Origin of the sequence: Affinirhizobium helianthi (assembly GCF_042680945.1) — a bacterium.
Classification (GTDB): domain Bacteria; phylum Pseudomonadota; class Alphaproteobacteria; order Rhizobiales; family Rhizobiaceae; genus Neorhizobium; species Neorhizobium helianthi.
The window spans coordinates 60,720-81,365 of the sequence record NZ_JBHUEQ010000022.1; the positions used below are offsets into that span (position 1 = coordinate 60,720).

General features: G+C 59.1%; 19 protein-coding genes. 14 read left to right on the plus strand and 5 right to left on the minus strand.

Annotated features, from left to right (window positions below):
* Nucleotides 1-51: 51 nt before the first annotated feature.
* The 3 genes from ACFSE1_RS11900 to ACFSE1_RS11910 are packed head-to-tail and all read right to left on the minus strand — an operon-like array spanning nucleotide 52 to nucleotide 3,321.
* Nucleotides 52-1,119: an HlyD family secretion protein gene (locus ACFSE1_RS11900; protein WP_377401269.1), complete on the minus strand. Its 1,068-nt coding sequence runs from the start codon at nucleotides 1,117-1,119 to the stop codon at nucleotides 52-54.
* A 4-nt stretch (nucleotides 1,120-1,123) separates the two neighbouring features.
* Nucleotides 1,124-2,869 carry an MFS transporter gene (locus ACFSE1_RS11905; protein ID WP_377401272.1) on the minus strand — a complete coding sequence of 582 codons (1,746 nt, stop codon included), beginning with the start codon at nucleotides 2,867-2,869 and terminating at the stop codon, nucleotides 1,124-1,126.
* The gene (locus ACFSE1_RS11910; RefSeq protein WP_377401275.1) at nucleotides 2,869-3,321 is read right to left on the minus strand and encodes a MarR family winged helix-turn-helix transcriptional regulator; all 453 of its coding nucleotides are present in this window, start codon (nucleotides 3,319-3,321) and stop codon (nucleotides 2,869-2,871) included. Before ACFSE1_RS11910 ends, ACFSE1_RS11905 begins: the two co-directional genes overlap by 1 nt.
* 341 nt (nucleotides 3,322-3,662) lie before the next feature.
* Between ACFSE1_RS11910 and ACFSE1_RS11915 the strand changes: the two genes are divergently transcribed.
* Entirely contained in the window at nucleotides 3,663-5,159 is a 1,497-nt protein-coding gene (locus ACFSE1_RS11915; protein WP_377401278.1) for a replicative DNA helicase, read from the plus strand.
* 34 nt (nucleotides 5,160-5,193) lie between these two features.
* On the opposite strand, the gene ACFSE1_RS11920 is transcribed toward ACFSE1_RS11915, so the two are convergent.
* On the minus strand, nucleotides 5,194-5,592 hold the full coding sequence (locus ACFSE1_RS11920) for a rhodanese-like domain-containing protein (RefSeq protein WP_377401281.1): 399 nt from the start codon (nucleotides 5,590-5,592) through the stop codon (nucleotides 5,194-5,196).
* An 89-nt stretch (nucleotides 5,593-5,681) separates the two neighbouring features.
* Between ACFSE1_RS11920 and ftrA the strand changes: the two genes are divergently transcribed.
* From ftrA to rarD, 13 genes are all read left to right on the plus strand, one after another.
* Nucleotides 5,682-6,668 carry a transcriptional regulator FtrA gene (gene ftrA, locus ACFSE1_RS11925; protein WP_377401284.1) on the plus strand — a complete coding sequence of 329 codons (987 nt, stop codon included), beginning with the start codon at nucleotides 5,682-5,684 and terminating at the stop codon, nucleotides 6,666-6,668.
* Nucleotides 6,669-6,776: 108 nt separating this feature from the next.
* Nucleotides 6,777-7,949, plus strand: a complete 1,173-nt coding sequence (alr, locus tag ACFSE1_RS11930) for an alanine racemase (RefSeq protein ID WP_377401287.1) — start codon at nucleotides 6,777-6,779, stop codon at nucleotides 7,947-7,949.
* Nucleotides 7,950-8,070: 121 nt separating this feature from the next.
* Nucleotides 8,071-9,474, plus strand: coding sequence for a DNA repair protein RadA (gene radA / locus ACFSE1_RS11935; RefSeq protein WP_377401290.1), 1,404 nt, complete (start codon nucleotides 8,071-8,073; stop codon nucleotides 9,472-9,474).
* A 126-nt stretch (nucleotides 9,475-9,600) separates the two neighbouring features.
* Nucleotides 9,601-10,182 (plus strand): CvpA family protein, encoded by a 582-nt coding sequence (locus ACFSE1_RS11940; protein ID WP_377401293.1) that lies wholly within the window; start codon nucleotides 9,601-9,603, stop codon nucleotides 10,180-10,182.
* 138 nt (nucleotides 10,183-10,320) lie between these two features.
* Nucleotides 10,321-11,811: an amidophosphoribosyltransferase gene (purF, locus tag ACFSE1_RS11945; RefSeq protein ID WP_377401296.1), complete on the plus strand. Its 1,491-nt coding sequence runs from the start codon at nucleotides 10,321-10,323 to the stop codon at nucleotides 11,809-11,811.
* A 59-nt stretch (nucleotides 11,812-11,870) separates the two neighbouring features.
* Nucleotides 11,871-12,611 (plus strand): SDR family NAD(P)-dependent oxidoreductase, encoded by a 741-nt coding sequence (locus ACFSE1_RS11950; RefSeq protein WP_377401299.1) that lies wholly within the window; start codon nucleotides 11,871-11,873, stop codon nucleotides 12,609-12,611.
* 26 nt (nucleotides 12,612-12,637) lie between these two features.
* Nucleotides 12,638-13,525 carry a DMT family transporter gene (locus ACFSE1_RS11955; protein WP_377401302.1) on the plus strand — a complete coding sequence of 296 codons (888 nt, stop codon included), beginning with the start codon at nucleotides 12,638-12,640 and terminating at the stop codon, nucleotides 13,523-13,525.
* A 279-nt stretch (nucleotides 13,526-13,804) separates the two neighbouring features.
* Entirely contained in the window at nucleotides 13,805-15,190 is a 1,386-nt protein-coding gene (gene cysS, locus ACFSE1_RS11960) for a cysteine--tRNA ligase (protein ID WP_377401306.1), read from the plus strand.
* A 19-nt stretch (nucleotides 15,191-15,209) separates the two neighbouring features.
* A complete protein-coding gene (locus tag ACFSE1_RS11965) occupies nucleotides 15,210-15,686 on the plus strand; it encodes a GFA family protein (protein WP_377401309.1) in 477 nt (158 codons plus the stop codon).
* Nucleotides 15,687-15,812: 126 nt separating this feature from the next.
* Nucleotides 15,813-16,277 carry a GFA family protein gene (locus ACFSE1_RS11970; RefSeq protein ID WP_377401312.1) on the plus strand — a complete coding sequence of 155 codons (465 nt, stop codon included), beginning with the start codon at nucleotides 15,813-15,815 and terminating at the stop codon, nucleotides 16,275-16,277.
* 1 nt (nucleotide 16,278) lies between these two features.
* Nucleotides 16,279-17,238: a prolyl aminopeptidase gene (pip, locus tag ACFSE1_RS11975; protein WP_377401315.1), complete on the plus strand. Its 960-nt coding sequence runs from the start codon at nucleotides 16,279-16,281 to the stop codon at nucleotides 17,236-17,238.
* Nucleotides 17,239-17,265: 27 nt separating this feature from the next.
* Entirely contained in the window at nucleotides 17,266-18,882 is a 1,617-nt protein-coding gene (gene cimA, locus ACFSE1_RS11980; protein WP_377401318.1) for a citramalate synthase, read from the plus strand.
* A gap of 115 nt (nucleotides 18,883-18,997) precedes the next feature.
* Nucleotides 18,998-19,915, plus strand: a complete 918-nt coding sequence (gene rarD / locus ACFSE1_RS11985) for an EamA family transporter RarD (RefSeq protein ID WP_377401321.1) — start codon at nucleotides 18,998-19,000, stop codon at nucleotides 19,913-19,915.
* 41 nt (nucleotides 19,916-19,956) lie between these two features.
* Here the strand turns inward: rarD and ACFSE1_RS11990 are convergent, their stop codons facing one another.
* The gene (locus tag ACFSE1_RS11990) at nucleotides 19,957-20,568 is read right to left on the minus strand and encodes an LOG family protein (RefSeq protein ID WP_377401324.1); all 612 of its coding nucleotides are present in this window, start codon (nucleotides 20,566-20,568) and stop codon (nucleotides 19,957-19,959) included.
* Nucleotides 20,569-20,646: the final 78 nt, after the last annotated feature.

Consider the following 20,646-nt stretch of genomic DNA (forward strand, 5'->3'; position numbering starts at 1 on the left):
CGCCTGGAGCAGTCTGCGACCAATGGTCAGGCTCGCAGATCAGCATGGACCTCATTGGGCCGATGCTGTCTTCTGTTCCGGCACCGCCGTCTTGTCGATGCTCACTTCCACCGAAAGGCCGGGCTGAAGATCGGCGATGGCGGGCTGTTCTCCATCCAGTCGGATCCGGACCCCGACGCGCTGCGCGATCTTGACGAAGTTGCCCGTTGCATTATCGGAGCGGATCACGGCAAATTCCGACGCGGCGGCAGGCGAAAAGCGTTCGATATGGCCGCGCATTTTGCGATGGCCGAGCGCGTCCACCGTCACTGTCACCGGCTGGCCGATCTCCATGCCCTGCAATTGCGTTTCCTTGAAATTGGCAATGATCCAGACATCGTCCGGCACGACGGCCATCAGCTGGGTTCCCGCCGTGACATATTGCCCGATACGCGCTCCCACTTCGCCCACGTGGCCATCCCGAGGGGCGTGAACCAGGGTGTTTTCAAGGTCGATCTTGGCAAGCTGGACTGCGGCTTCCGCGCTGGAAACGGCGGCTTCAAGTGAGCCTCGATTGACAACGATTGTCTGTAATTGCTGGCGTGACACTTCGAGGGCGGCCTGGGCCTGAAGCAATCCGGCACGGGCTTTTTCGAGATTTGCAGCCGCCTGCTCCTGCACGCTGGTGGTGCCCACCCCGCTTCGGGCGAGATTTTCCTGACGTTCACTGGCAAGCTGGGCCTGGGTCAGCGCCGCCTCGGCGCTGGTCACGGCAGCTTGGCTGGATGCAATATTGGCTTTAGCGGACAGTTCCTGCTGATGTGAATTGTTCAGCGCCGCCCTTTGGCTGGCAAGCGTGGCTTCCGCCTGAGCCAGTTTCTGCTTGTAGATGCGATCATCGATCTTCACGACCACGTCGCCAGCCTTGACCGTCTGATAGTCTTTGACCGGCACATCCACCACATAGCCGCTGACCTGCGGCGAGAGCGTGGTGACGTAGCCGCGCACATAGGCATTATCGGTGCTTTCCACGCTGCTGGTGAACGGAGGCAGACGCCACGCATAAAGCACGAGGGCCAAGCCAACGACGCCGACGAGAAGAACAAGAAGAGTGGCGGGGGAAAAGAATTTTTTCAGCATGAGTTTATACCTGATGATTGGCAATCGCATCGCCTTGGGCATGCCGCGTTGCAGCCCAGGCTTTGATCCGGTCAAAGGCGAGGTGAAGGATGAGAGCCAGAAGGGCCAGGACGGTTGCAAAGCCGATCAGCAAGAAGGTGTCATTGTAGGCAAGGATATAGGCCTCGCGGGAAACCTGTTGCCCCAAGAGGGCAAGCCCCTCCGCATTCAACAGGGTCTTGTCTGTCAGTGCCTTTGCATATGCACCAGACAGCTGGCCGACGCGCTGGACGACATCCGGGTCCGTGAGAAGAATGTTCTCGACCAGAACGCTGGAGTGGAATTTCTCGCGAATCGTCACGAGTGTGCCCAGAAGCCCGGTCGCGATGACAGAACCGCTAATCTGCGTGAACAGAAAGATGGCGATGAAGTTCACCAGATAGGGCGGTCCCTTTTGTATCGCCGCCCCAAATCCCCGTGCCATCACCGGCGGCAGGAACATGGCGGCACCAAAAGCAATGAAGGATTGGCTTAGATAAAATTGCTCTGGTCGGGTAAGGTTGTTGGACTGGCTGTCCATGAATGCGCCGACAGCGATCATGGAGAGCGCAATCACATGGGCAGTCCCCTGATATTGCCTGGACATGAAGAGGGCGCAGGCCGCGCCACCGGCCAAGGTGGCAAGCAGGATACATGTGAACAGCAGGCTCATCTGCTCATTCTGAATACCCAACTGCTGCATGAAACCCACCATTGTGCTGGATTGCTCAGCCGTCACGGCGCGAAAGACGATCAGCACTCCGGCGAGGTGCAGATTGGGCCAGCTGAAAATCCAGCGCAGATCGAGCAATGGGTTCTTGCGATGCAGCTCAATGACAGCAAACAGAGTGAGAGACGCAACCGATACGGCCAGCAACTGGCCAAGCCATGGAGCTTCGAACCACCAGTAGAAGCGTCCGAGCGTGAAGAACACGGCGAATGCCCCAAGGCCGAGCGCCAGCAGAAGATAGGTGAAGATATCCATGCGCTCGATGGCCTTCACACGCGGTGGTGCCGTGAGCGGCAGGAGATAAATGATCGGCAAGGCGATCAGTGCCAGCCCCAGCTCCATCGTATAGAGGGTGTGGTAGCCGTTTATATCCAGCAGGCCGGGGGAAATGATCCGTGCGACGGGCGCAGCCAGAAGCGTTCCTGTCAGGGCAATGCTGAGGCCAATCGTGAGCTTCTTCTGGGGCGGGAAAGCCTCCAGGATATAGAGAAAACCGAGTGAAGACAGCGGGGCCGCAGCCATGCCGCTGACGAAGCGCACCACCAGCGCCGAATGCATATCCGTGACAAAGAGGTTGAGGCAGGACGCCAGAACGAAGGCCCCGATACTGAGTTCAGCAAAGGGCCGCAGGCCATACTGGACGCGGATTTTGAACAGGGCGAGCGACAGGCTGGCATAGGGTGCCATGTAAGCAGCAGACAGCGCGGCAACTTCTGCGACGGTCGCGGAGAATGTGCCTTGCAGCTGATAGATATTGGCCGACACGATGTTCATGCCAAGCCCCTGTGTCAGGAACATCAGCAGGCCAGAGGCAATATAGGCAAGCGTCAGCCAGGTGGGCCGCTCTTCAAGCGGCACGGGCTGCTGCGGCAAACCACGCGGACGCAGCACAGACGGACCCTGCCCGGCCGGTGGCGCATTCTCCTGCACGGCAGCCTCAGCCCCGTCCCGCTTTTCCTGCGTGACGCCGTTTTCGTGTGGAATGGGTAAGGCCGTGCTCATCAATTCTGCTCCTCGGCACTGGAAACGGCGAGGTTTCGGTTCAGTTGCAAGAGAACGCGCAGAGCAATCTCAAGATCCTGCTCGGGAATGCCTTCCACGAGCTGGCTGCGAAGAGTGCGAGCGAGTTCCTGTACCTTTTGACCGACCGCCTCGCCTTCCGGCGTCACGTGAATTTCCTTCACACGACGGTCCGCATCCCCTGCCCGCCTTTCGATCAGGCTCTGCTTTTCCAGCCCGTCGAGAACACGCACGAGGGTCGGCGTCTCGATCTCCAGCTCTTGCGCCAGATCTTTCTGCGAGAGCCTGCCGCGACGGCTGAGGGCAAACAAGGTCCGCGCACGGGCCAGCGTCAAGCCACTCTCCCGCGCGCGCATATCGAACAGGGCGCGTAAGCGGCGATTGAAGGCCGACATCTCGTCAAACAGCCGTTCATTCAATGTGCTGCGGGACATTGATCACTTCGCCTTATAATTAGGTTGCTAACTATTTGAACCCTACTTAGTCCACCCCGCAATCCTGTTCAAGCGTGTCTCGAACACTTCAGCTATGCAAAAATGCTAACATGTGCGGCACCGGGCGTCCTCCGACGCCTGAAAAGCCTTATAATCAAGGGGTGCCTTGGTGATTCGGGCGGTGTCACAGTCAATGGAAAACTGCGGGTAGCGACGTAAATTCCGGCTTTTCGGCTGTTTTGCCTGTGAATCAATGTGGGTGGCCATATGCTGCCTGTTTTCCACTGCCGTCTGCGCCTAAGGTGCCGTCACGCATGACATGAACGAATGGGATCGAAACCATGAATGAAGCCGCGCGCAAGGTTGCGCCCGCTCTCTCCAACGAACCGCATTATCGCGAGGCTCCGAGCAATCTCGAGGCCGAGCAGGCATTGCTGGGCGCGATCCTCGTCAACAACGATGCCTATTATCGCGTCTCGGATTTTCTGAAGCCGGGCCACTTCTACGAACCCCTGCACCGCAAGATCTTCGAGGTCGCGGGCGACATTATCCGCATGGGCAAGATTGCTCATCCGGTCACCATCAAGACCTTCCTCCCCGCCGATACGAAGGTTGGCGACCTGACGCTGGCGCAATATCTGGGGCGTCTCGCCGGTGAGGCGGTCACCATCATCAACGCGGAAGATTATGGGCGGGCGATTTACGATCTCGCGCTGCGCCGCGCGCTGATCACCATCGGCGAGGACATGGTCAACATCGCCTATGACGCGCCGCTCGACATGCCGCCCCAGGCGCAGATCGAAGACACCGAGCGCCGCCTGTTCGAGCTTGCGGAGACAGGCCGTTACGATGGCGGCTTCCAGTCCTTCTCCGATGCGGTGGCTCAGGCCATCGATATGGCCGGACAGGCTTTCGAGCGTGATGGCCATCTCTCCGGCATTTCCACCGGCATCTCGTCGCTGGATAACAAGATGGGCGGATTGCAGCGCTCCGACTTGATCGTGCTTGCAGGACGACCCGGCATGGGTAAGACCTCGCTTGCCACCAATATTGCCTACAATATTGCCGCCGCCTATGAGCCTGAAGTCCTGCCGGATGGCTCTTTCAAGGCAAAAAATGGCGGCGTCGTCGGCTTCTACTCGCTCGAAATGTCCGGCGAGCAGCTCGCCACCCGTATCATTTCCGAGCAGACGGAAGTCTCCTCCTCCAAGATCCGTCGCGGTGACATTACCGAGGCCGATTTCGAGAAGCTCGTCGCCTGCAGCCAGATGATGCAGAAGGTACCGCTCTATATCGACCAGACCGGCGGCATCTCGATTGCGCAGCTTTCAGCCCGTGCCCGGCGCCTGAAGCGCCAGCGCGGCCTCGATGTCATCGTGGTCGACTATATTCAGCTCATGACCGGCTCCGGCAAGTCCGGCGAGAACCGCGTGCAGGAAGTGACGCAGATCACCACGGGTCTGAAGGCGCTCGGCAAGGAACTGAACGTTCCGATCATCGCCTTGTCTCAGCTCTCCCGTCAGGTGGAAAACCGCGAAGACAAACGCCCGCAGCTTTCCGACCTTCGCGAATCGGGCTCGATCGAGCAGGACGCCGACGTGGTGCTCTTCGTGTTCCGCGAGGAATATTACGTGAAGAACCTCGAGCCGCGCGATCCGAACGATCCGAAGTATCCGGAATGGGAAGCCCATATGGACAAGGTGAAGGGGACGGCGGACGTGATCATCGCCAAGCAGCGTCACGGACCGACCGGCACCGTCAAGCTCGCCTTCCAGTCTGAATACACCCGATTTGCGGATCTGGCCGACCCGAGCTTCATTCAATACGAAGAACACTGATTTTAACAGAGCCCCGCCAAGCGGGGCTTCTCATTTAAGGCGCATCGCTGGAAGCGAGCGTAAATCCCTCATCCAGCCAGCCGGTTATCCCTCCCGCCATCAGTTTTACGGGGCGCCCCAGTTCGGCAAGACGAAGGGCACCACGGGCGGCACCGTTGCAGTGCGGACCGGCGCAATAGGTAACGAATACCGTTTCCGGTGGCCATTCCGCCATCTTGCGCGCTGTGATCTTGCCATGCGGCAGGTTGATCGCGCCTGGCACATGCCCCCTCGCGTAAAGGGCTGGACTACGCACATCCAGGAGCACGAAATCAGCTCCCTTGCTCAAGGCATCCTGTACATCCCAACAATCGGTTTCGAAGGCCAGGCTCGCGGCAAAATGCTCCTTTGCCAATTCGCTTGGCGCGGGTGGAATGTCAGTCACATAGGTCATCGCAAATCTCCGTATCGATGGGATCAGCTGACATTCCGGTAAAGACGCAGCATTGCCAATTGGCAGGATTGACAATATGCGTACAGATCATGCCAAAGCTTCACACGCCAACAAATGGACCGCTCGTCGTCGTCCTCGTTTATGATGGTCTTTGTACCTTCGAATTTGGAATAGCCTGCGAAGTCTTCGGGCTTTCGCGGCCAGAGCTTGGGCCGGATTGGTACCGCTTTGCCAGCGCCGCCATTGAACCGGGACCGTTGCGTGCTCATGGTCATCTCACCGTTTCCTCAGATGGCGGCATGGAACTGATAGATCAGGCCGATTTGGTTGTCGTGCCGGGTTGGCGCGGGGTGGATGAGCCTGTACCGCCAGAACTCTGTGAACGACTGCGCGCAGCCTATCGTCGGGGAGCGCGGCTTGTTTCCCTCTGCTCCGGTGCTTTCGTTCTGGCCGCGACCGGTTTGCTGAATGGCGCGAAAGCTGCGACCCACTGGCGATATGCTGAGGCTCTTCGCTGTGCCTACCCGTCGATCAGCGTTGATGAGTCCTCCCTCTACCACATTCACGAGCGGCTGTTCACGGCAGCGGGCAGCGCGGCCGGTATCGACCTTCTGATCGAGATCGTCCGGCAGGACTTCGGCCCATCCGCCGCAAACTCCGTTGCACGACGTCTTGTCATGCCTGCCCATCGCAACGGCGGCCAAGCGCAATTTCTTGAGCGCCCTGTTGCCATTCGACCGGGTACAGAGATTGGCCCTATCCTCGATCAGGTGCGCAATGATCTCTCTGCGAACTGGACGATCCGGCGCATGGCAGATCTCTGCTGCATGAGCGAGCGCACCTTCATTCGCCGATTTACGGAAGCCACCGGCAGTGCTCCCGGCGAATGGTTGGCCAATGAACGCCTTGAGGCTGCAAAGCAACTTCTTTGCCAAGGGGAAGTTGCAATGGAAGAGGTGGCAAGAGGTGCGGGCTTCGCGTCCGCCCATACGCTGCGCCATCATTTTCGCAAGCAACTGGGCATCAGCCCGACAACCTTCCGCTCCCGTTTCGTCAAGACAAGCGGCAGCCCCTAAATTCTCTTGCTGCGAAACATTGTGCATGAATGAAGAATAGTCCGGATCGTTATGATCCTCTTGAACAAAAGTGATAGGGTCGCGCCGAAAAGCACAAGGGAATGGACCATGACCGAACTCTATGACGACCTGCCGGAGATGGATGCCTTCGATACGGCGCCGGTTCGGTTGACCGTTGATCTCCAGGCACTTGCCGAAAACTGGCAGGATCTGGCCCGCCGCTCCGGCAAGGCGCGCGCAGGGGCGGTGGTCAAGGCAGATGCCTATGGTCTCGGCATAGAGGATTGCGGGCTGACCCTTTACGAAGCAGGCGCACGCGACTTCTTCGTGGCAGTTCCATCGGAAGGGGCAACGCTGCGCGCCTATGCACCGGAGGCCCGCATTTTCGTCCTCTCGGGCATCTGGCCGGGGCAGGAGCGGCTCTTCCTTGAAAATGATCTGGTGCCGGTTCTGGCCAGCGAAGAGCAACTGGCCTTCTGGATGTCGCTGATTGCCGAAATCGGCCCCTATCCTTGCGCGCTTCAGGTCGATACGGGTTTCAACCGGCTTGGCATCCGGCCGGAAGAGGCCATAGCACTGGCACACGATGTCTCGCGTCCCGCCAGCTTCGATCCGGTCCTCATCCTCTCGCATCTTCACAGCGCCGACACGCCGAACGATCCACAGAACCGCGCACAACTCGATTCCTTCCAACAGGTTACACAGGCTTTTGAAGGCATTGATAGAAGCCTTTCGGCTTCCGCCGGGATCTTTCTCGGCTCAGACTATCACTTCGATCTCACGCGGCCCGGCATCGCGCTCTATGGCGGCGAGGCAACGGGGGGCATCAAGAACCCGATGCGGCCTGTGGCAAAGGCAGAAGCGCGCATTCTTCAACTTCGCAATGCACCTGCAGGCGAAACCGTGAGCTATGGCGGAGCACATCGGTTGACCCGCGACAGCCGCCTGGCCATTGCCTCCGTTGGCTATGCGGATGGCTATCTTCGGTCTCTTTCCGGTGCGGGCATTCCGTTACGTCAGGCCGTGCCGCAGGGCGCAGTCGGCTTCTTCAACGGTTTCCGGCTGCCTGTCGTGGGGCGCATCACCATGGACCTCACTGTTTTCGACGCGTCCGATCTGCCGGAGGCAGCCTTGCGGGCGGGCGATTACATCGAACTCTTCGGACCGAACCTGGCCCTCGATGAAGTGGCCCGCGCCGGCGGCTCGATCGGCTATGAATTGCTGACCAGCATCGGCCTGCGCCACGAACGACGCTATATCGGTGAAGAAGCCTCACTCTGAATCCGTCTGAACCCACAAAGCGGCGAGACTTGCAGCGCGGGCGAGTCACGGCTATATGCAGAACAAAACGGGATCATCCGCGGCGCGCGATCATGCTTCCCCACATTGAGGACGCGTTCAGATGGCCAAAAGCAAGACCCAATTCATCTGCCAGAACTGCGGCACGGTTCACACCCGCTGGGCGGGCAAATGCGATGGCTGCGGCGATTGGAACACCATTATTGAAGACGACCCGATGGGCGGCATCGGCGGCGGTCCCGGCAAGACCCCGAAGAAGGGGCGGGCTGTCGCCCTGACGACGCTATCGGGCGAAACGGAGGAAGCGCCGCGGGTACAGACGGGGATTGGCGAACTGGACCGTGTGACCGGCGGTGGCTTCGTGCGCGGATCGGCCGTGCTGGTGGGAGGCGACCCCGGCATCGGCAAATCCACCCTTCTCATGCAGGCGGCAGCAGCGCTGTCACGGCGCGGGCACCGCATCATCTATGTTTCCGGCGAAGAAGCCGTGGCGCAGGTGCGGCTTCGCGCACAACGCCTGGGCGCTGCATCCTCCGATGTCCTTCTGGCTGCGGAAACCAATGTCGAGGATATCCTGGCCACGCTTGCAGAGGGCAAAAGGCCGGACCTCGTAATCATCGATTCGATCCAGACCTTGTGGAGCGACATCGTCGATTCGGCACCCGGCACAGTGACCCAGGTTCGAACCGGCGTGCAGGCCATGATCCGCTTTGCCAAGCAGACAGGCGCCGCCATGGTTCTTGTCGGCCACGTTACCAAGGAAGGTCAGATCGCCGGCCCGCGCGTGGTCGAGCATATGGTGGATGCCGTTCTTTACTTCGAAGGCGACCGGGGCCACCATTACCGTATTCTGAGAACCGTGAAGAACCGCTTCGGCCCGACCGATGAAATCGGCGTGTTCGAGATGTCGGACAAGGGCTTGCGCGAGGTTTCCAACCCGTCCGAGCTTTTCCTCGGCGAACGCAATACCAAGGCTCCCGGCGCTGCGGTCTTTGCCGGCATGGAGGGCACACGCCCCGTTCTGGTGGAAGTTCAGGCACTCGTGGCGCCCACCTCTCTGGGAACGGCACGGCGCGCGGTCGTTGGCTGGGACTCCTCCCGTCTATCGATGATCCTTGCGGTGCTCGAAGCCCATTGCGGCGTGAAGCTTGGCCAGCACGATGTGTATCTGAATGTCGCGGGCGGCTATCGTATTTCCGAACCGGCCGCCGATGTGGCCGTCGCTGCCGCCCTCGTTTCCTCCCTTGCGAACACTGCCCTACCCGCCGATTGCGTCTATTTCGGCGAGGTTAGCCTCTCTGGCGCTGTGCGACCTGTTTCGCAAACCGCGCAGCGATTGAAGGAGGCGGAGAAACTCGGCTTTGCGCGGGCGACATTGCCCGCATCCTCCACAGAATTGCCGAAAGCTGGGCGCAAGGGCTTGTTCGAAATCGAGGGATTACCCGACCTCGTGGTGCAGATCGCGGGGTCTGCGCGCAAACTTGGAAAGCAGGCTGAGGAGGATTGATCTTCCACAGCATTGCCCGCTGTTGTAAGAAAAGCGCAAAACCTCTTGCCTTTTTCGCAGCATCCGGTAGGGCCAACCGCATTCTCCCGCCGTCGCGGGACCGAAAAGTCTTGGAGTAGATGATCTATGCCCATCACGATTTTCGACGGCATTGTCCTCGGCGTCACACTTTTCTCCGCCGTGCTCGCCATGGTTCGGGGTTTTTCACGCGAGGTGCTGTCCATTGCCAGCTGGGCTGGTTCGCTGGCAGCCGCCTATTATCTCTACCCGATGCTTTTGCCATACGCGAAGAACTACACGGCCGATGACCGTCTCGCACTCGCGGGCTCTGCCGCCGTCATCTTCCTGGTTGCGCTGATCATCATTACCTTCATCACGAGCCGCATCGCCGATTTCATTATCGACAGCCGCATCGGCGCGCTGGACCGCACCCTCGGCTTCCTCTTTGGCGCAGCACGCGGCATTCTTCTGCTCGTGGTTGCCGTTGCCTTCTGGAACTGGCTGGTGGATGTACGCTCACAGCCGGCATGGGTCACCCAGGCAAAATCCAAGCCCTTCCTCGATACGCTTGTGGGGCGGCTCGAAGCGGTTCTGCCGACAGATATCGAACCTCAGATCCGTGCGCGCATTCTCGGCCATGGCGATGCCAAGAACAGCGAAGCCGCACCGTCTGATGACGCACCGAATTCAACTGTGACAAATAATTGACGCGAACTTGGAGTTCTGAGGGAAGCCAAGGACCTTCATCTGTGATATAGGCATGAACAGCAGGCCGGCTGTGGTTCAATTGAACAAATCAACCGGCCTATTTTAGTTTTTCTTCCGGTACGGCAAGGACCTGCAGACATGAATCAGCCGGTGACGCATGATGCATTTTACGATCTGGACGGTGACACACTGCATGAAGAATGTGGCGTGTTCGGCATTCTCGGCCACCCGGACGCGGCAACCCTGACAGCGCTTGGTCTGCACGCCCTGCAGCATCGCGGCCAGGAAGCAGCGGGCATCGTCTCTTTCGACGGAACGCAGTTCCACACCGAAAAGCATATGGGCCTTGTCGGAGACCACTACACGAACCCGGCGACGCTGGCGAAGCTTCCGGGCAACATGGCCATCGGCCACACGCGCTATTCGACAACTGGCGAAGTCGCTCTTCGCAATGTTCAGCCGCTGTTCGCCGAGCTGGAAGTGGGTGGCATTGCCGTTGCCCATAACGGCAACTTCACCAATGGCCTGACGCTCCGTCGCCAGCTGATCGCCGGTGGCGCTATCTGTCAGTCCACGTCTGATACGGAAGTGGTGCTGCACCTCATCGCCCGCTCGCGCTACACTTCCACGACGGACCGCTTCATCGATGCGATCCGCCAGATGGAAGGCGGCTATTCGATGCTGGCATTGACGCGCACGAAGCTGATTGCCGCACGCGATCCCACGGGCATTCGTCCGCTGGTCATGGGCGAGCTGGACGGCAAGCCGATCTTCTGCTCGGAAACCTGCGCACTCGACATCATCGGCGCAAAATTTGTTCGCGACGTCGAGAATGGCGAAATCATCATCTGCGAAATCCAGCCGGACGGGTCTATCGAGATCGATGCGCGCAAGTCGCCGACCGCCCAGCCGGAGCGCCTCTGCCTGTTCGAATATGTCTATTTCGCCCGCCCGGATTCGGTCGTCGGCGGTCGCAGCGTTTACGTCGCCCGCAAGAATATGGGCATCAATCTGGCCAAGGAAGCCCCGGTTGAGGCCGATGTGGTCGTTCCGGTGCCGGATGGTGGCACGCCAGCGGCACTCGGTTATGCGCAGGAAAGCGGCATTCCCTTTGAATACGGCATCATCCGCAACCATTATGTTGGCCGCACCTTCATCGAGCCGACGCAGCAGATTCGCGCCTTTGGCGTGAAGCTGAAGCATTCCGCCAACCGGGCGATGATCGAAGGCAAGCGCGTGGTGCTGGTGGACGATTCCATCGTGCGCGGCACAACCTCGCTGAAGATTGTCCAGATGATCCGGGATGCCGGTGCCGCAGAGGTACATCTGCGCGTTGCCAGCCCGATGATTTTCCACCCGGATTTCTACGGCATCGACACGCCGGACGCGGAAAAGCTTCTTGCCAACCAGTATGATGGCGTGGAAGCCATGTGCCGTTACATCGGCGCGGACTCCCTCCAGTTCATCTCCATCAACGGCCTCTACCGTGCCGTGGGTGGTGAGGATCGCAACCCGGCGCGTCCGCAGTTTACCGACCACTACTTTACCGGCGAGTATCCCACGCGGCTGCTTGACAAGGCAGCAGAGACAATGGGACGGAAGGTCTCGGTTCTGGCCAGCAACGGCTGAGACCTGGGGCCATTCGACCGGCGGCTACAGTTCGCCGGTCCATTCATAGTGGGACGGATATGAGCATCGATCTGAAGGGAAGGCTCGCGCTGGTTACCGGCGCGTCGCGGGGCATCGGCTATTTCACGGCACTGGCTCTGGCCAAGGCAGGCGCACATGTGGTTGCCTGCGCCAGAACCGTTGGCGGGCTGGAAGAACTGGACGACCAGATTCAGGCGGCTGGCGGCACGGCCACGCTCGTTCCCTTCGATCTTGCCGATATGGCAGCCATAGACCGGCTCGGCGCTTCCATTTTCGAGCGCTGGGGCAAGCTTGATATTCTGGTCGCCAATGCGGGCGTTCTGGGCGTCATCTCACCTGTTGGCCATATCGAGGCCAAAGTTTTCGACAAGGTGATGCTGACCAATGTGACCGCCACCTGGCGCCTCATCCGCTCTGTCGAGCCTCTGCTGCTGAAATCCGATGCGGGGCGCGCCATCCTGCTTTCCTCCAGCGTTGCCAATGATGCACGACCCTTCTGGGGTGCCTATGCTGCTTCCAAGGCAGCCGTGGAAATGCTGGGGCGCACCTGGGCGGCGGAAACAAAACACACCAGGCTTTGCATCAACAATGTGAATCCCGGCGCAACACGCACAGCCATGCGCGCGCAAGCCATGCCGGGCGAAGACCCAGACACACTCCCTCACCCATCCGAGGTTGCGGAAAAACTGTTGCCGCTCTGCGCACCGGAAATGACGGAAAGTGGACGTCTTTATGTGGTGCGCGAGAATAAGTTCGTTGATTATCGTCTGCCGGAATAGGTTCGGCTGTTTTCAAAGTTCTTGCCATGCGCCCTCGCGACCTTCTCATCTACATCTTTCTATCGGTCGCCTGGGGGCTCTCTTTCCTGCTGCTTCTGCACGTCATCGCGGCCTTCGGCTGGGTTGGCTCGGTCACCTTCCGCTGCCTTCTGGCTGGCGCCATCCTGCTGGTTCTGGCGCGCCTCACGGGGCGTAAGCTCAGTTTCGGCAGCCGCTGGAAGCCGCTTGCTGTGGTGGGCGCAACAACCGTGGCCGGTCAACTGATTGGCCTTTCCTATGCCACGCCGCTGATTGGCACGGCCATGGCAGCCATTTTCGTCGCGACAATCCCGCTCTTCTCCATGCTGATCGCGCGCCTCTGGGGAATGGAGATGATCACCCCGCCCCGGATCCTCGGTCTGGCGCTTGGCACCCTCGGCATCATCATGCTGGTCGGCTTTCCGGCCGTTCCGGTAACGCCAAGCTTCATCCTTGGCTGCGCCGCCATGGTGTTTGGCACCTTCTGCGCGGCCTTTGGCAGCAATTATGCGCACCGCCACCTTGGGGATACCGGCGCCTGGGAGGTGACGATCGGCGCCTTCTTCTTCGGCGGACTGATGTCCCTGCCCCTGCTGCTTCTCGTACCCGTGCCCGGCATTCCGCAAATTCAGGACTATCTCTATCTGCTGGTTCAGGCGGGCGTGATGAGCGCGATGACCTACGTGCTCTATTTCAGCCTTGTCGGTAGCATCGGCCCTACACGCGCCATCAGCGTGGAGTTCGTGGTCACTGTCATTGCGGTTCTCGTCGGGGCACTGGCGCTACATGAACCGATCACAGCGGCACAACTGGCGGGCGGCGTCGTGATCATCGCGGGCTGTGCGCTGGTCCTCGGTATTTTCCCTGCCAAGGACAAGATGCCACTCCAGCCGTGAAACCCGAGATTGGGAATATCCATCGGCTTCGGGAACTTCCGGGGGCAAGATTTATTCTGCCACCACGTCGCCAAGCGAACATTTGCGCCTTGCCATGCTCTTGACCGGGACCGCTGGTCAGGTCATAACCTTCGCCTTATGAACACGGCCATCTGCATCATTTGTGGGATTATTATTCGCTAGCGTTTCGCTGGCCGGCCGTTCTCGTCTCTCGAAATACGCAAGAAGACAAGGGAACCGGCTCCGGCCGGTCAACATGTTGTATTCGGGAGACCTTTGATGAGCCTCAAGCTCAAGCTGCACAACACACTGACCCGCGAAAAGGCGGAGTTTCAGCCCATCGACCCGAACAATGTGCGCATGTATGTGTGCGGTCCCACGGTTTATGACTTTGCGCATATCGGCAATGCGCGCCCGGTGATCGTGTTCGATGTGCTGTTTCGCATGCTGCGGCATGTCTATGGCGCAGAGCATGTGACCTATGCCCGCAACATCACCGACGTGGATGACAAGATCAATGCACGGGCGCTGCGCGATCATCCCGGCCTCGATCTCAATGAAGCGATCCGGCAGGTCACGGAGCGAACCGAGCAGCAGTTTCAGGCGGATGTAAAGGCACTCGGCTGCCTGGAACCTACGGTTCAGCCACGCGCGACGGACAATATCCGCCAGATGGTGGAGATTATTGAAAAGCTGATCGCGCGCGGCCATGCCTATGTCGCGGAAGGCGAGGTTCTGTTTGATACGCAGTCCATGCGCGATTACGGCCAGCTTTCCAAGCGCCCGCTGGATGAGCAGCAGGCGGGTGCCCGCGTTGCGGTGGATGCACACAAGAAGAACCCCGGCGATTTCGTTCTTTGGAAAGCCTCCAGCCATAACGAGCCTGGCTGGGAGAGCCCCTGGGGCCGTGGCCGTCCCGGCTGGCATATCGAATGCTCGGCCATGAGTGCGCGCTACCTGGGTGAAACCTTCGACATCCACGGCGGCGGTCTGGACCTGATCTTCCCGCACCATGAGAACGAAATTGCACAATCGCGCTGCGCCCACGGCACGCATGTGATGGCCAATGTGTGGATGCACAACGGCTTCGTGCAGGTCGAAGGCCGCAAGATGTCGAAGTCGGAAGGCAATTTCGTCACCATCAACGAGCTCCTGGAAACGGAAACCTTCGGCGGTCGCAAATGGCCGGGCGAGGTTCTGCGCCTTGCCATGCTGATGACGCACTATCGCGAACCGATCGATTTTTCAGTCAAGCGCCTGGAGGAAGCGGAACGACTTCTGGCAAAGTGGCCAGTGGCGGAAGCTGGCCATGCCACGCCTTGCGAAACCGTGCTGGAACCGCTCGCAGACGATCTGAATACGGTAGCAGCCATTCAGGCCATTCATGCGCTGGCGCAGGCTTCACATCATGATGCCGATGCCAAGGCGCGGTTTGCCGCCTCTGCCGATCTGCTTGGCCTTCTGCCGAAGCCAACGGAAGTGGATGAGGCCATTGCCGCTGGTGTAGATGCCCTGGTGGAAATGCGTCTTGAACTGCTGAAGGCCAAGAATTTTGCGGAAGCCGACCGGATTCGCGATGAGCTTGCATCGAAGGGCATTCAACTGAAGGATGGCAAGGACAAGGACACCGGCGAGCGCGTAACGACTTGGGAAATGAAGCGGTAACTACATGTGGGAGGAGCGTATGAGTGAGGTTTACACTGGCGGCTGCCAGTGCGGTGCGATACGTTTTCGCGTCACTGGCCCATTGAAGGACAGCTCAATTTGTCACTGCCGCATGTGCCAGAAAGCCTTCGGTGCCTATTACGCACCCTTGGTTTCCGTGCGCGGTACCGATTTTGAGTGGACGCGCGGGGAGCGGAAAATCTTCCGCTCAAGCAATGTCGTGTCTCGTGGTTTCTGTGCGGAATGCGGAACGCCGCTGACCTATGAGGCACCGGATGGCTTTTCGGTCGCCGCAGGAGCCTTCGATCATCCCGCTGACTTCCCACCGACGCAGCAGTTCGGCACCGAAGGCAAGGTCGACTTTGTGGACAGGCTGCACATTCTGCCCGGACATCCAACCGATGACGATCTGGTAGAGATACCTTTCCTCGCCGAGGTTGTTTCCTATCAGCATCCCGACCACGATACCGATCAGTGGCCGGAGCCGCGCTCGTGAACGCACAGAACCCCAAAACCGGTATGCCGAAATGGCTGCTCTACGGCCTGATTGCCAAGGGCCTGCTGGTTGCAGCCCTGGTCGCAGGCATCACCGCCTATGCAACGCTGAAATAGGAGAATGGTCATGGAAGGTTCCTTAACCGGAGGATGCCAATGCGGCGCGGTGCGTTTCCGTGCCGAAAAGCTCGGACGGCCTTCCATCTGCCACTGCCGCATGTGCCAGAAGCAGTTCGGCAATTTCTTCGGCGCGCTTGTTTCGGCCGATCAGGCGCATCTCACCTGGACGCGCGGTCAGCCCAGCCTCTTTCGCTCATCGGCCAAAGTGAAGCGCGGCTTTTGCAGCAAATGCGGCACGCCGCTGACCTATCAATCTGATGACGGGGTGGAGATTGCCATCGGGGCATTCGACCATCCAGAACTGATCAAGCCGGAGATTCAGGTCAACTATGACAAGCGGTTGCCCTGGATCGATCATCTATTTGAGCAACCGAAATTTTCCAGCCCTGAATACGATGCCAAATGGGCATCCGTCGAAAGCTGGCAACACCCCGATCACGATACGGCGGAATGGCCGCCAAAGGACGCATGACATGAACGAGCTTCGCAGCTTCTATCCGGAAATCGAACCCTTCGAGACAGGCTTTCTGGACGTAGGCGATGGTCACCGCGTCTATTGGGAACGGGTCGGCACGAAAGGTGCAAAACCGGCCGTCTTCCTGCATGGCGGTCCCGGCGGCACGATCAGCCCCGCACAGCGCCGTCTGTTCGACCCGGCGCTCTATGATGTGATCCTGTTCGATCAGCGTGGCTGCGGAAAGAGCACGCCGAATGCCTCTCTCGACAACAACACAACATGGCATCTGGTGGCCGATATAGAGCGTCTGCGCGAGATGATCGGCGTGGAGAAATGGCTGGTCTTCGGCGGCTCCTGGGGCTCGACGCTGGCACTTGCCTATGCTGAAAAGCATCCGGAGAGAGTTTCGGAGCTGGTTCTTCGCGGCATCTATACCCTCACCAAAGCTGAACTCGACTGGTACTACCAGTTCGGCGTTTCAGAAATGTTCCCGGACAAATGGGAGCGTTTTCAAGCTCCCATTCCCGAGGACGAGCGCCATGAGATGATGGCCGCCTATCGCCGCCGATTGGTTGGTGACAATCGCGAAGAGCAGATGGCATGCGCCCGCGCCTGGAGCCTGTGGGAAGGCGAAACCATTACGCTGCTTCCCAACCCTGATTACTCAGCGGCCTTCGAAGAAGACGATTATGCGCTGGCCTTCGCCCGCATCGAAAACCACTTCTTCGTTCATGCCGGTTGGATGGAAGAAGGGCAGCTGCTGCGCGACGCTTACAAACTCAAGGACATTCCCGGTGTCATCATTCATGGGCGCTATGACATGCCCTGCCCGGCGAAATACGCATGGATGCTGCACAAGGCTTGGCCGAAGGCCGATTTCCATCTGATCGAGGGCGCAGGACATGCCTTTCTCGAGCCCGGAATTCTGGACCAGTTGATCCGCGCAACCGACCGGTTTGCCGGCAAGACCGCTTAACCTATGTCTGCCTGACAAGGCACGGAGATGACCATGGAACGGATCTATCTTTTCGACACAACCCTGCGTGACGGGCAGCAAACGCCCGGCATCGACTTTTCTGTCGAAGACAAGATCGCCATCTCGAAAATGCTGGACGAATTCGGCATCGATTATGTCGAAGGCGGCTATCCCGGCGCCAATCCCACCGATACGGCCTTCTTCGCTGCCAAACGCACACAGGCGGCAAAGTTTGTCGCCTTTGGCATGACAAAGCGGGCGGGCGTTTCCGCTGCCAATGATCCGGGCCTTGCCGCACTGCTGCAATCAAAGACAGATGCAATCTGTCTTGTCGCAAAGAGCTGGGATTATCATGTGGCCGTCGCACTTGGCTGCACGAACGAGGAAAATCTCCAGTCCATTCGCGAAAGCGTTCAGGCTGTTACGCAGACGGGCCGCGAGGCCATGATCGATTGCGAGCATTTCTTCGATGGCTACAAGGCGAACCCGGATTACGCGCTGGCCTGCGCCAGAACCGCCTATGAGGCGGGCGCGCGCTGGGTGGTGCTGTGCGATACCAATGGCGGCACGCAGCCGGAAGAGGTTCGGACAATCGTTTCCGCCGTGATTGCGGCGGGCATTCCCGGCACCTCTCTCGGGATCCACGCACATGACGATACAGGCCAGGCGATTGCAAATTCTCTGGCCGCCGTCGAAGCAGGGGTACGTCAGATCCAGGGCACCCTGAACGGTATTGGCGAGCGCTGCGGCAATGCCAATCTCGTAACGATCATTCCGACGCTCGCCTTGAAGAAGACCTATGCCGACCGCTTCGTGACCTCGATCGACACACAGCGGCTTTCGGACCTGACCCGCCTTTCGCATGCCTTCGATGAACTGCTCAATCGTTCGCCGCACGCGCAGGCGCCCTATGTGGGCTCCTCCGCCTTTGCCACCAAAGCTGGCATTCACGCTTCCGCGCTGCTGAAGGACCCGCGCACCTATGAGCATGTGGTGCCGGAAAGTGTGGGCAATTTCCGCAAGGTCATGGTGTCCGATCAGGGAGGCAAATCAAACTTCCTCAACGCGTTGAAGCGCATCGGTCTTGATGTCTCCAAGGACGATCCGCGTCTCGACACGTTGATCTCACTGGTGAAGGAGCGGGAAAACCAGGGCTATGCCTATGAAGGCGCGGATGCCAGCTTCGAGCTTCTGGCACGGCGCACGCTGGGCAGCATTCCGCATTTCTTCGATATCGAGGGCTTCCGCGTCATGGTGGAGCGCCGGTTCGACGCCAATGGCCAGCTCAAGACGGTTTCGGAAGCGGTGGTTCGCCTGCTGATCGATGGGCATCGCATCATGTCTGTCGCGGAAGGGGATGGTCCCGTCAACGCGCTTGATCTTGCGCTGCGAAAGGATCTCGGCAAGTTCAACCGCGAAATCGAGGATCTCGAACTGGTGGATTACAAGGTCCGCATTCTCAATGGCGGCACCGAGGCAATCACCCGCGTTCTGATCGAATCGATGGATGGCGATGGAACGCGCTGGTGGACTGTCGGCGTTTCGGAAAACATTATCGATGCTTCGTTCCAGGCACTGATCGATTCCATCGTCTACAAGCTGATGAAGAACCGCCACATGGCTGGAAGACTGGCCGCAGAGTAACCCCTGCGGCAAGGCTCGCTTCACGCGAAGTCATGAACTCTTCACGGAAAAGAACTGGTTGCGCCTGTGCCACAGGCGTAGACCATCGCCTTGCGATTGATGAAAGGCAAAGATCATGGCCACCACAGATGCGACTCCTGTTCCCGCCGGACAGACGGGCGATTCGCCAAAGGGCTTTGCCTTCGCGCTTGCGGCCTATGGCCTCTGGGGATTTCTGCCCATCTACCTGAAGGCCATGGCGCATATTTCCCCCTTTGAAGTGCTTGCACACCGCGTCGTCTGGTCGGTTCCTTTTGCGGGGATCATTCTCTTGCTGATTGGCCGAACAGCCGATTTGAAGGCAGCCTTCCGGTCGCCCAGAACGCTTGTCATGGCTGCGGTGACAGCGACGCTCATCACGATCAACTGGTGCACCTATGTGTGGGCAATCGGAGCGGGACGCACCATCGAAGCCGCTCTCGGCTACTTCATCAATCCGCTTTTCAGCATCCTTCTGGGCTCGTTGATGCTGAAGGAACGACTGGCGCCAGCGCAAAGGGTGGCTATCGGTCTCGTTGTCATAGCCGTTGCCATACTGACCTGGGATGCAGGGCATCTCCCCTGGGTTTCCCTCACCCTCACCTTCAGCTGGGGCTTTTATGCCTTCTTCCGCAAGACACTGCCGGTTGGCGCCAATCAAGGATTCTTCCTTGAAGTGCTGATCTTGTCTGTACCGGCTTTGCCCTATGTCATCTACCTTGAGATGAACGGATCCGGACACCTGACCAACGGGACGGCTCTGGATGCATGGCTACTGGCGGCAGCCGGTCTTGCCACCGCCGCGCCCCTGATGATCTACGCGAATGCCGCCAAGATGTTGCGCCTGTCGACCATCGGCATCATGCAGTACATCACGCCAACCATCGTCTTCCTGATTGCGGTCTTTGTCTTCCACGAACCGATGAACCTGGTAAAGCTTGCCGCCTTCATCCTGATCTGGTCGGCACTGGCGATCTACACCCTTTCCATGATGCGCGCTTACCGCGCCCGGTGAACGATTCGGGGATCGATGTATCAACATCGATCCCCTTTCATTCAGAGTTTCGAAATCACGTCGTCATGGCCTTCCTGGATCGGCTCATCACCCCAGACCTCCAGAATGGCCGGAACGATGTCTTCCACAGCGTCGATAACAAGCGGCTGCACCAGATTGGCGTTATGAATGAAGCCCTGCCGCTTCATGTGGTCGATCAACTCCAGCATGGGGTCCCAGAAGCCGCCGATATTGGCAAAGACCATGGGCTTGCCGTGACGGCCAAGCTGCGCCCAGGTCATGATTTCAACGATCTCCTCCAGTGTGCCGATGCCGCCGGGCAAGGTGACGAATGCGCCCGCCCGTTCGAACATCTTGTGCTTTCGCTCATGCATATCCTGAGTGATGATCAGCTCATTGAGCTGGCCCAGCGAATGCCGCGTTGCCTCCATATCGACAAGAAATTCCGGAATGATGCCGGTGACCTGGCCGCCATTCGACAGAACGCCGGAAGCAACCGCACCCATGATGCCCTTGGTGCCGCCGCCATAAACCAGCCTCAGGCCATGAGTGGCGATGGATCGGCCAAGCATGCGCCCCGCCGCAACATAGTCAGGATCGCGTCCAGGCTGGGAGCCGCAATAGGCGCAGATAGAACGAATGGTCACAGGCATCTCCGTATTTCATCTGCGGAAGGCCTGACGAATGGACCTTCCGAGGCAGTGTGTGAGGCACGTGATGCAGATGATTTC

Bases quoted from the DNA above. Each gene is read 5' to 3' on its own strand.
- radA (WP_377401290.1), top strand. From the start codon at position 8,071: ATGGCCAAAAGCAAGACCCAATTCATCTGCCAGAACTGCGGCACGGTT.
- pip (WP_377401315.1), top strand. From the start codon at position 16,279: ATGAACGAGCTTCGCAGCTTCTATCCGGAAATCGAACCCTTCGAGACA.
- cimA (WP_377401318.1), top strand. From the start codon at position 17,266: ATGACCATGGAACGGATCTATCTTTTCGACACAACCCTGCGTGACGGG.
- ACFSE1_RS11915 (WP_377401278.1), top strand. From the start codon at position 3,663: ATGAATGAAGCCGCGCGCAAGGTTGCGCCCGCTCTCTCCAACGAACCG.
- ACFSE1_RS11955 (WP_377401302.1), top strand. From the start codon at position 12,638: ATGCGCCCTCGCGACCTTCTCATCTACATCTTTCTATCGGTCGCCTGG.
- ACFSE1_RS11970 (WP_377401312.1), top strand. From the start codon at position 15,813: ATGGAAGGTTCCTTAACCGGAGGATGCCAATGCGGCGCGGTGCGTTTC.
- alr (WP_377401287.1), top strand. From the start codon at position 6,777: ATGACCGAACTCTATGACGACCTGCCGGAGATGGATGCCTTCGATACG.
- ACFSE1_RS11990 (WP_377401324.1), bottom strand. From the start codon at position 20,568: ATGCCTGTGACCATTCGTTCTATCTGCGCCTATTGCGGCTCCCAGCCT.
- rarD (WP_377401321.1), top strand. From the start codon at position 18,998: ATGGCCACCACAGATGCGACTCCTGTTCCCGCCGGACAGACGGGCGAT.
- ACFSE1_RS11920 (WP_377401281.1), bottom strand. From the start codon at position 5,592: ATGACCTATGTGACTGACATTCCACCCGCGCCAAGCGAATTGGCAAAG.
- purF (WP_377401296.1), top strand. From the start codon at position 10,321: ATGAATCAGCCGGTGACGCATGATGCATTTTACGATCTGGACGGTGAC.
- ACFSE1_RS11900 (WP_377401269.1), bottom strand. From the start codon at position 1,119: ATGCTGAAAAAATTCTTTTCCCCCGCCACTCTTCTTGTTCTTCTCGTC.
- cysS (WP_377401306.1), top strand. From the start codon at position 13,805: ATGAGCCTCAAGCTCAAGCTGCACAACACACTGACCCGCGAAAAGGCG.
- ftrA (WP_377401284.1), top strand. From the start codon at position 5,682: ATGCCAAAGCTTCACACGCCAACAAATGGACCGCTCGTCGTCGTCCTC.
- ACFSE1_RS11940 (WP_377401293.1), top strand. From the start codon at position 9,601: ATGCCCATCACGATTTTCGACGGCATTGTCCTCGGCGTCACACTTTTC.
- ACFSE1_RS11950 (WP_377401299.1), top strand. From the start codon at position 11,871: ATGAGCATCGATCTGAAGGGAAGGCTCGCGCTGGTTACCGGCGCGTCG.
- ACFSE1_RS11905 (WP_377401272.1), bottom strand. From the start codon at position 2,869: ATGAGCACGGCCTTACCCATTCCACACGAAAACGGCGTCACGCAGGAA.
- ACFSE1_RS11910 (WP_377401275.1), bottom strand. From the start codon at position 3,321: ATGTCCCGCAGCACATTGAATGAACGGCTGTTTGACGAGATGTCGGCC.
- ACFSE1_RS11965 (WP_377401309.1), top strand. From the start codon at position 15,210: ATGAGTGAGGTTTACACTGGCGGCTGCCAGTGCGGTGCGATACGTTTT.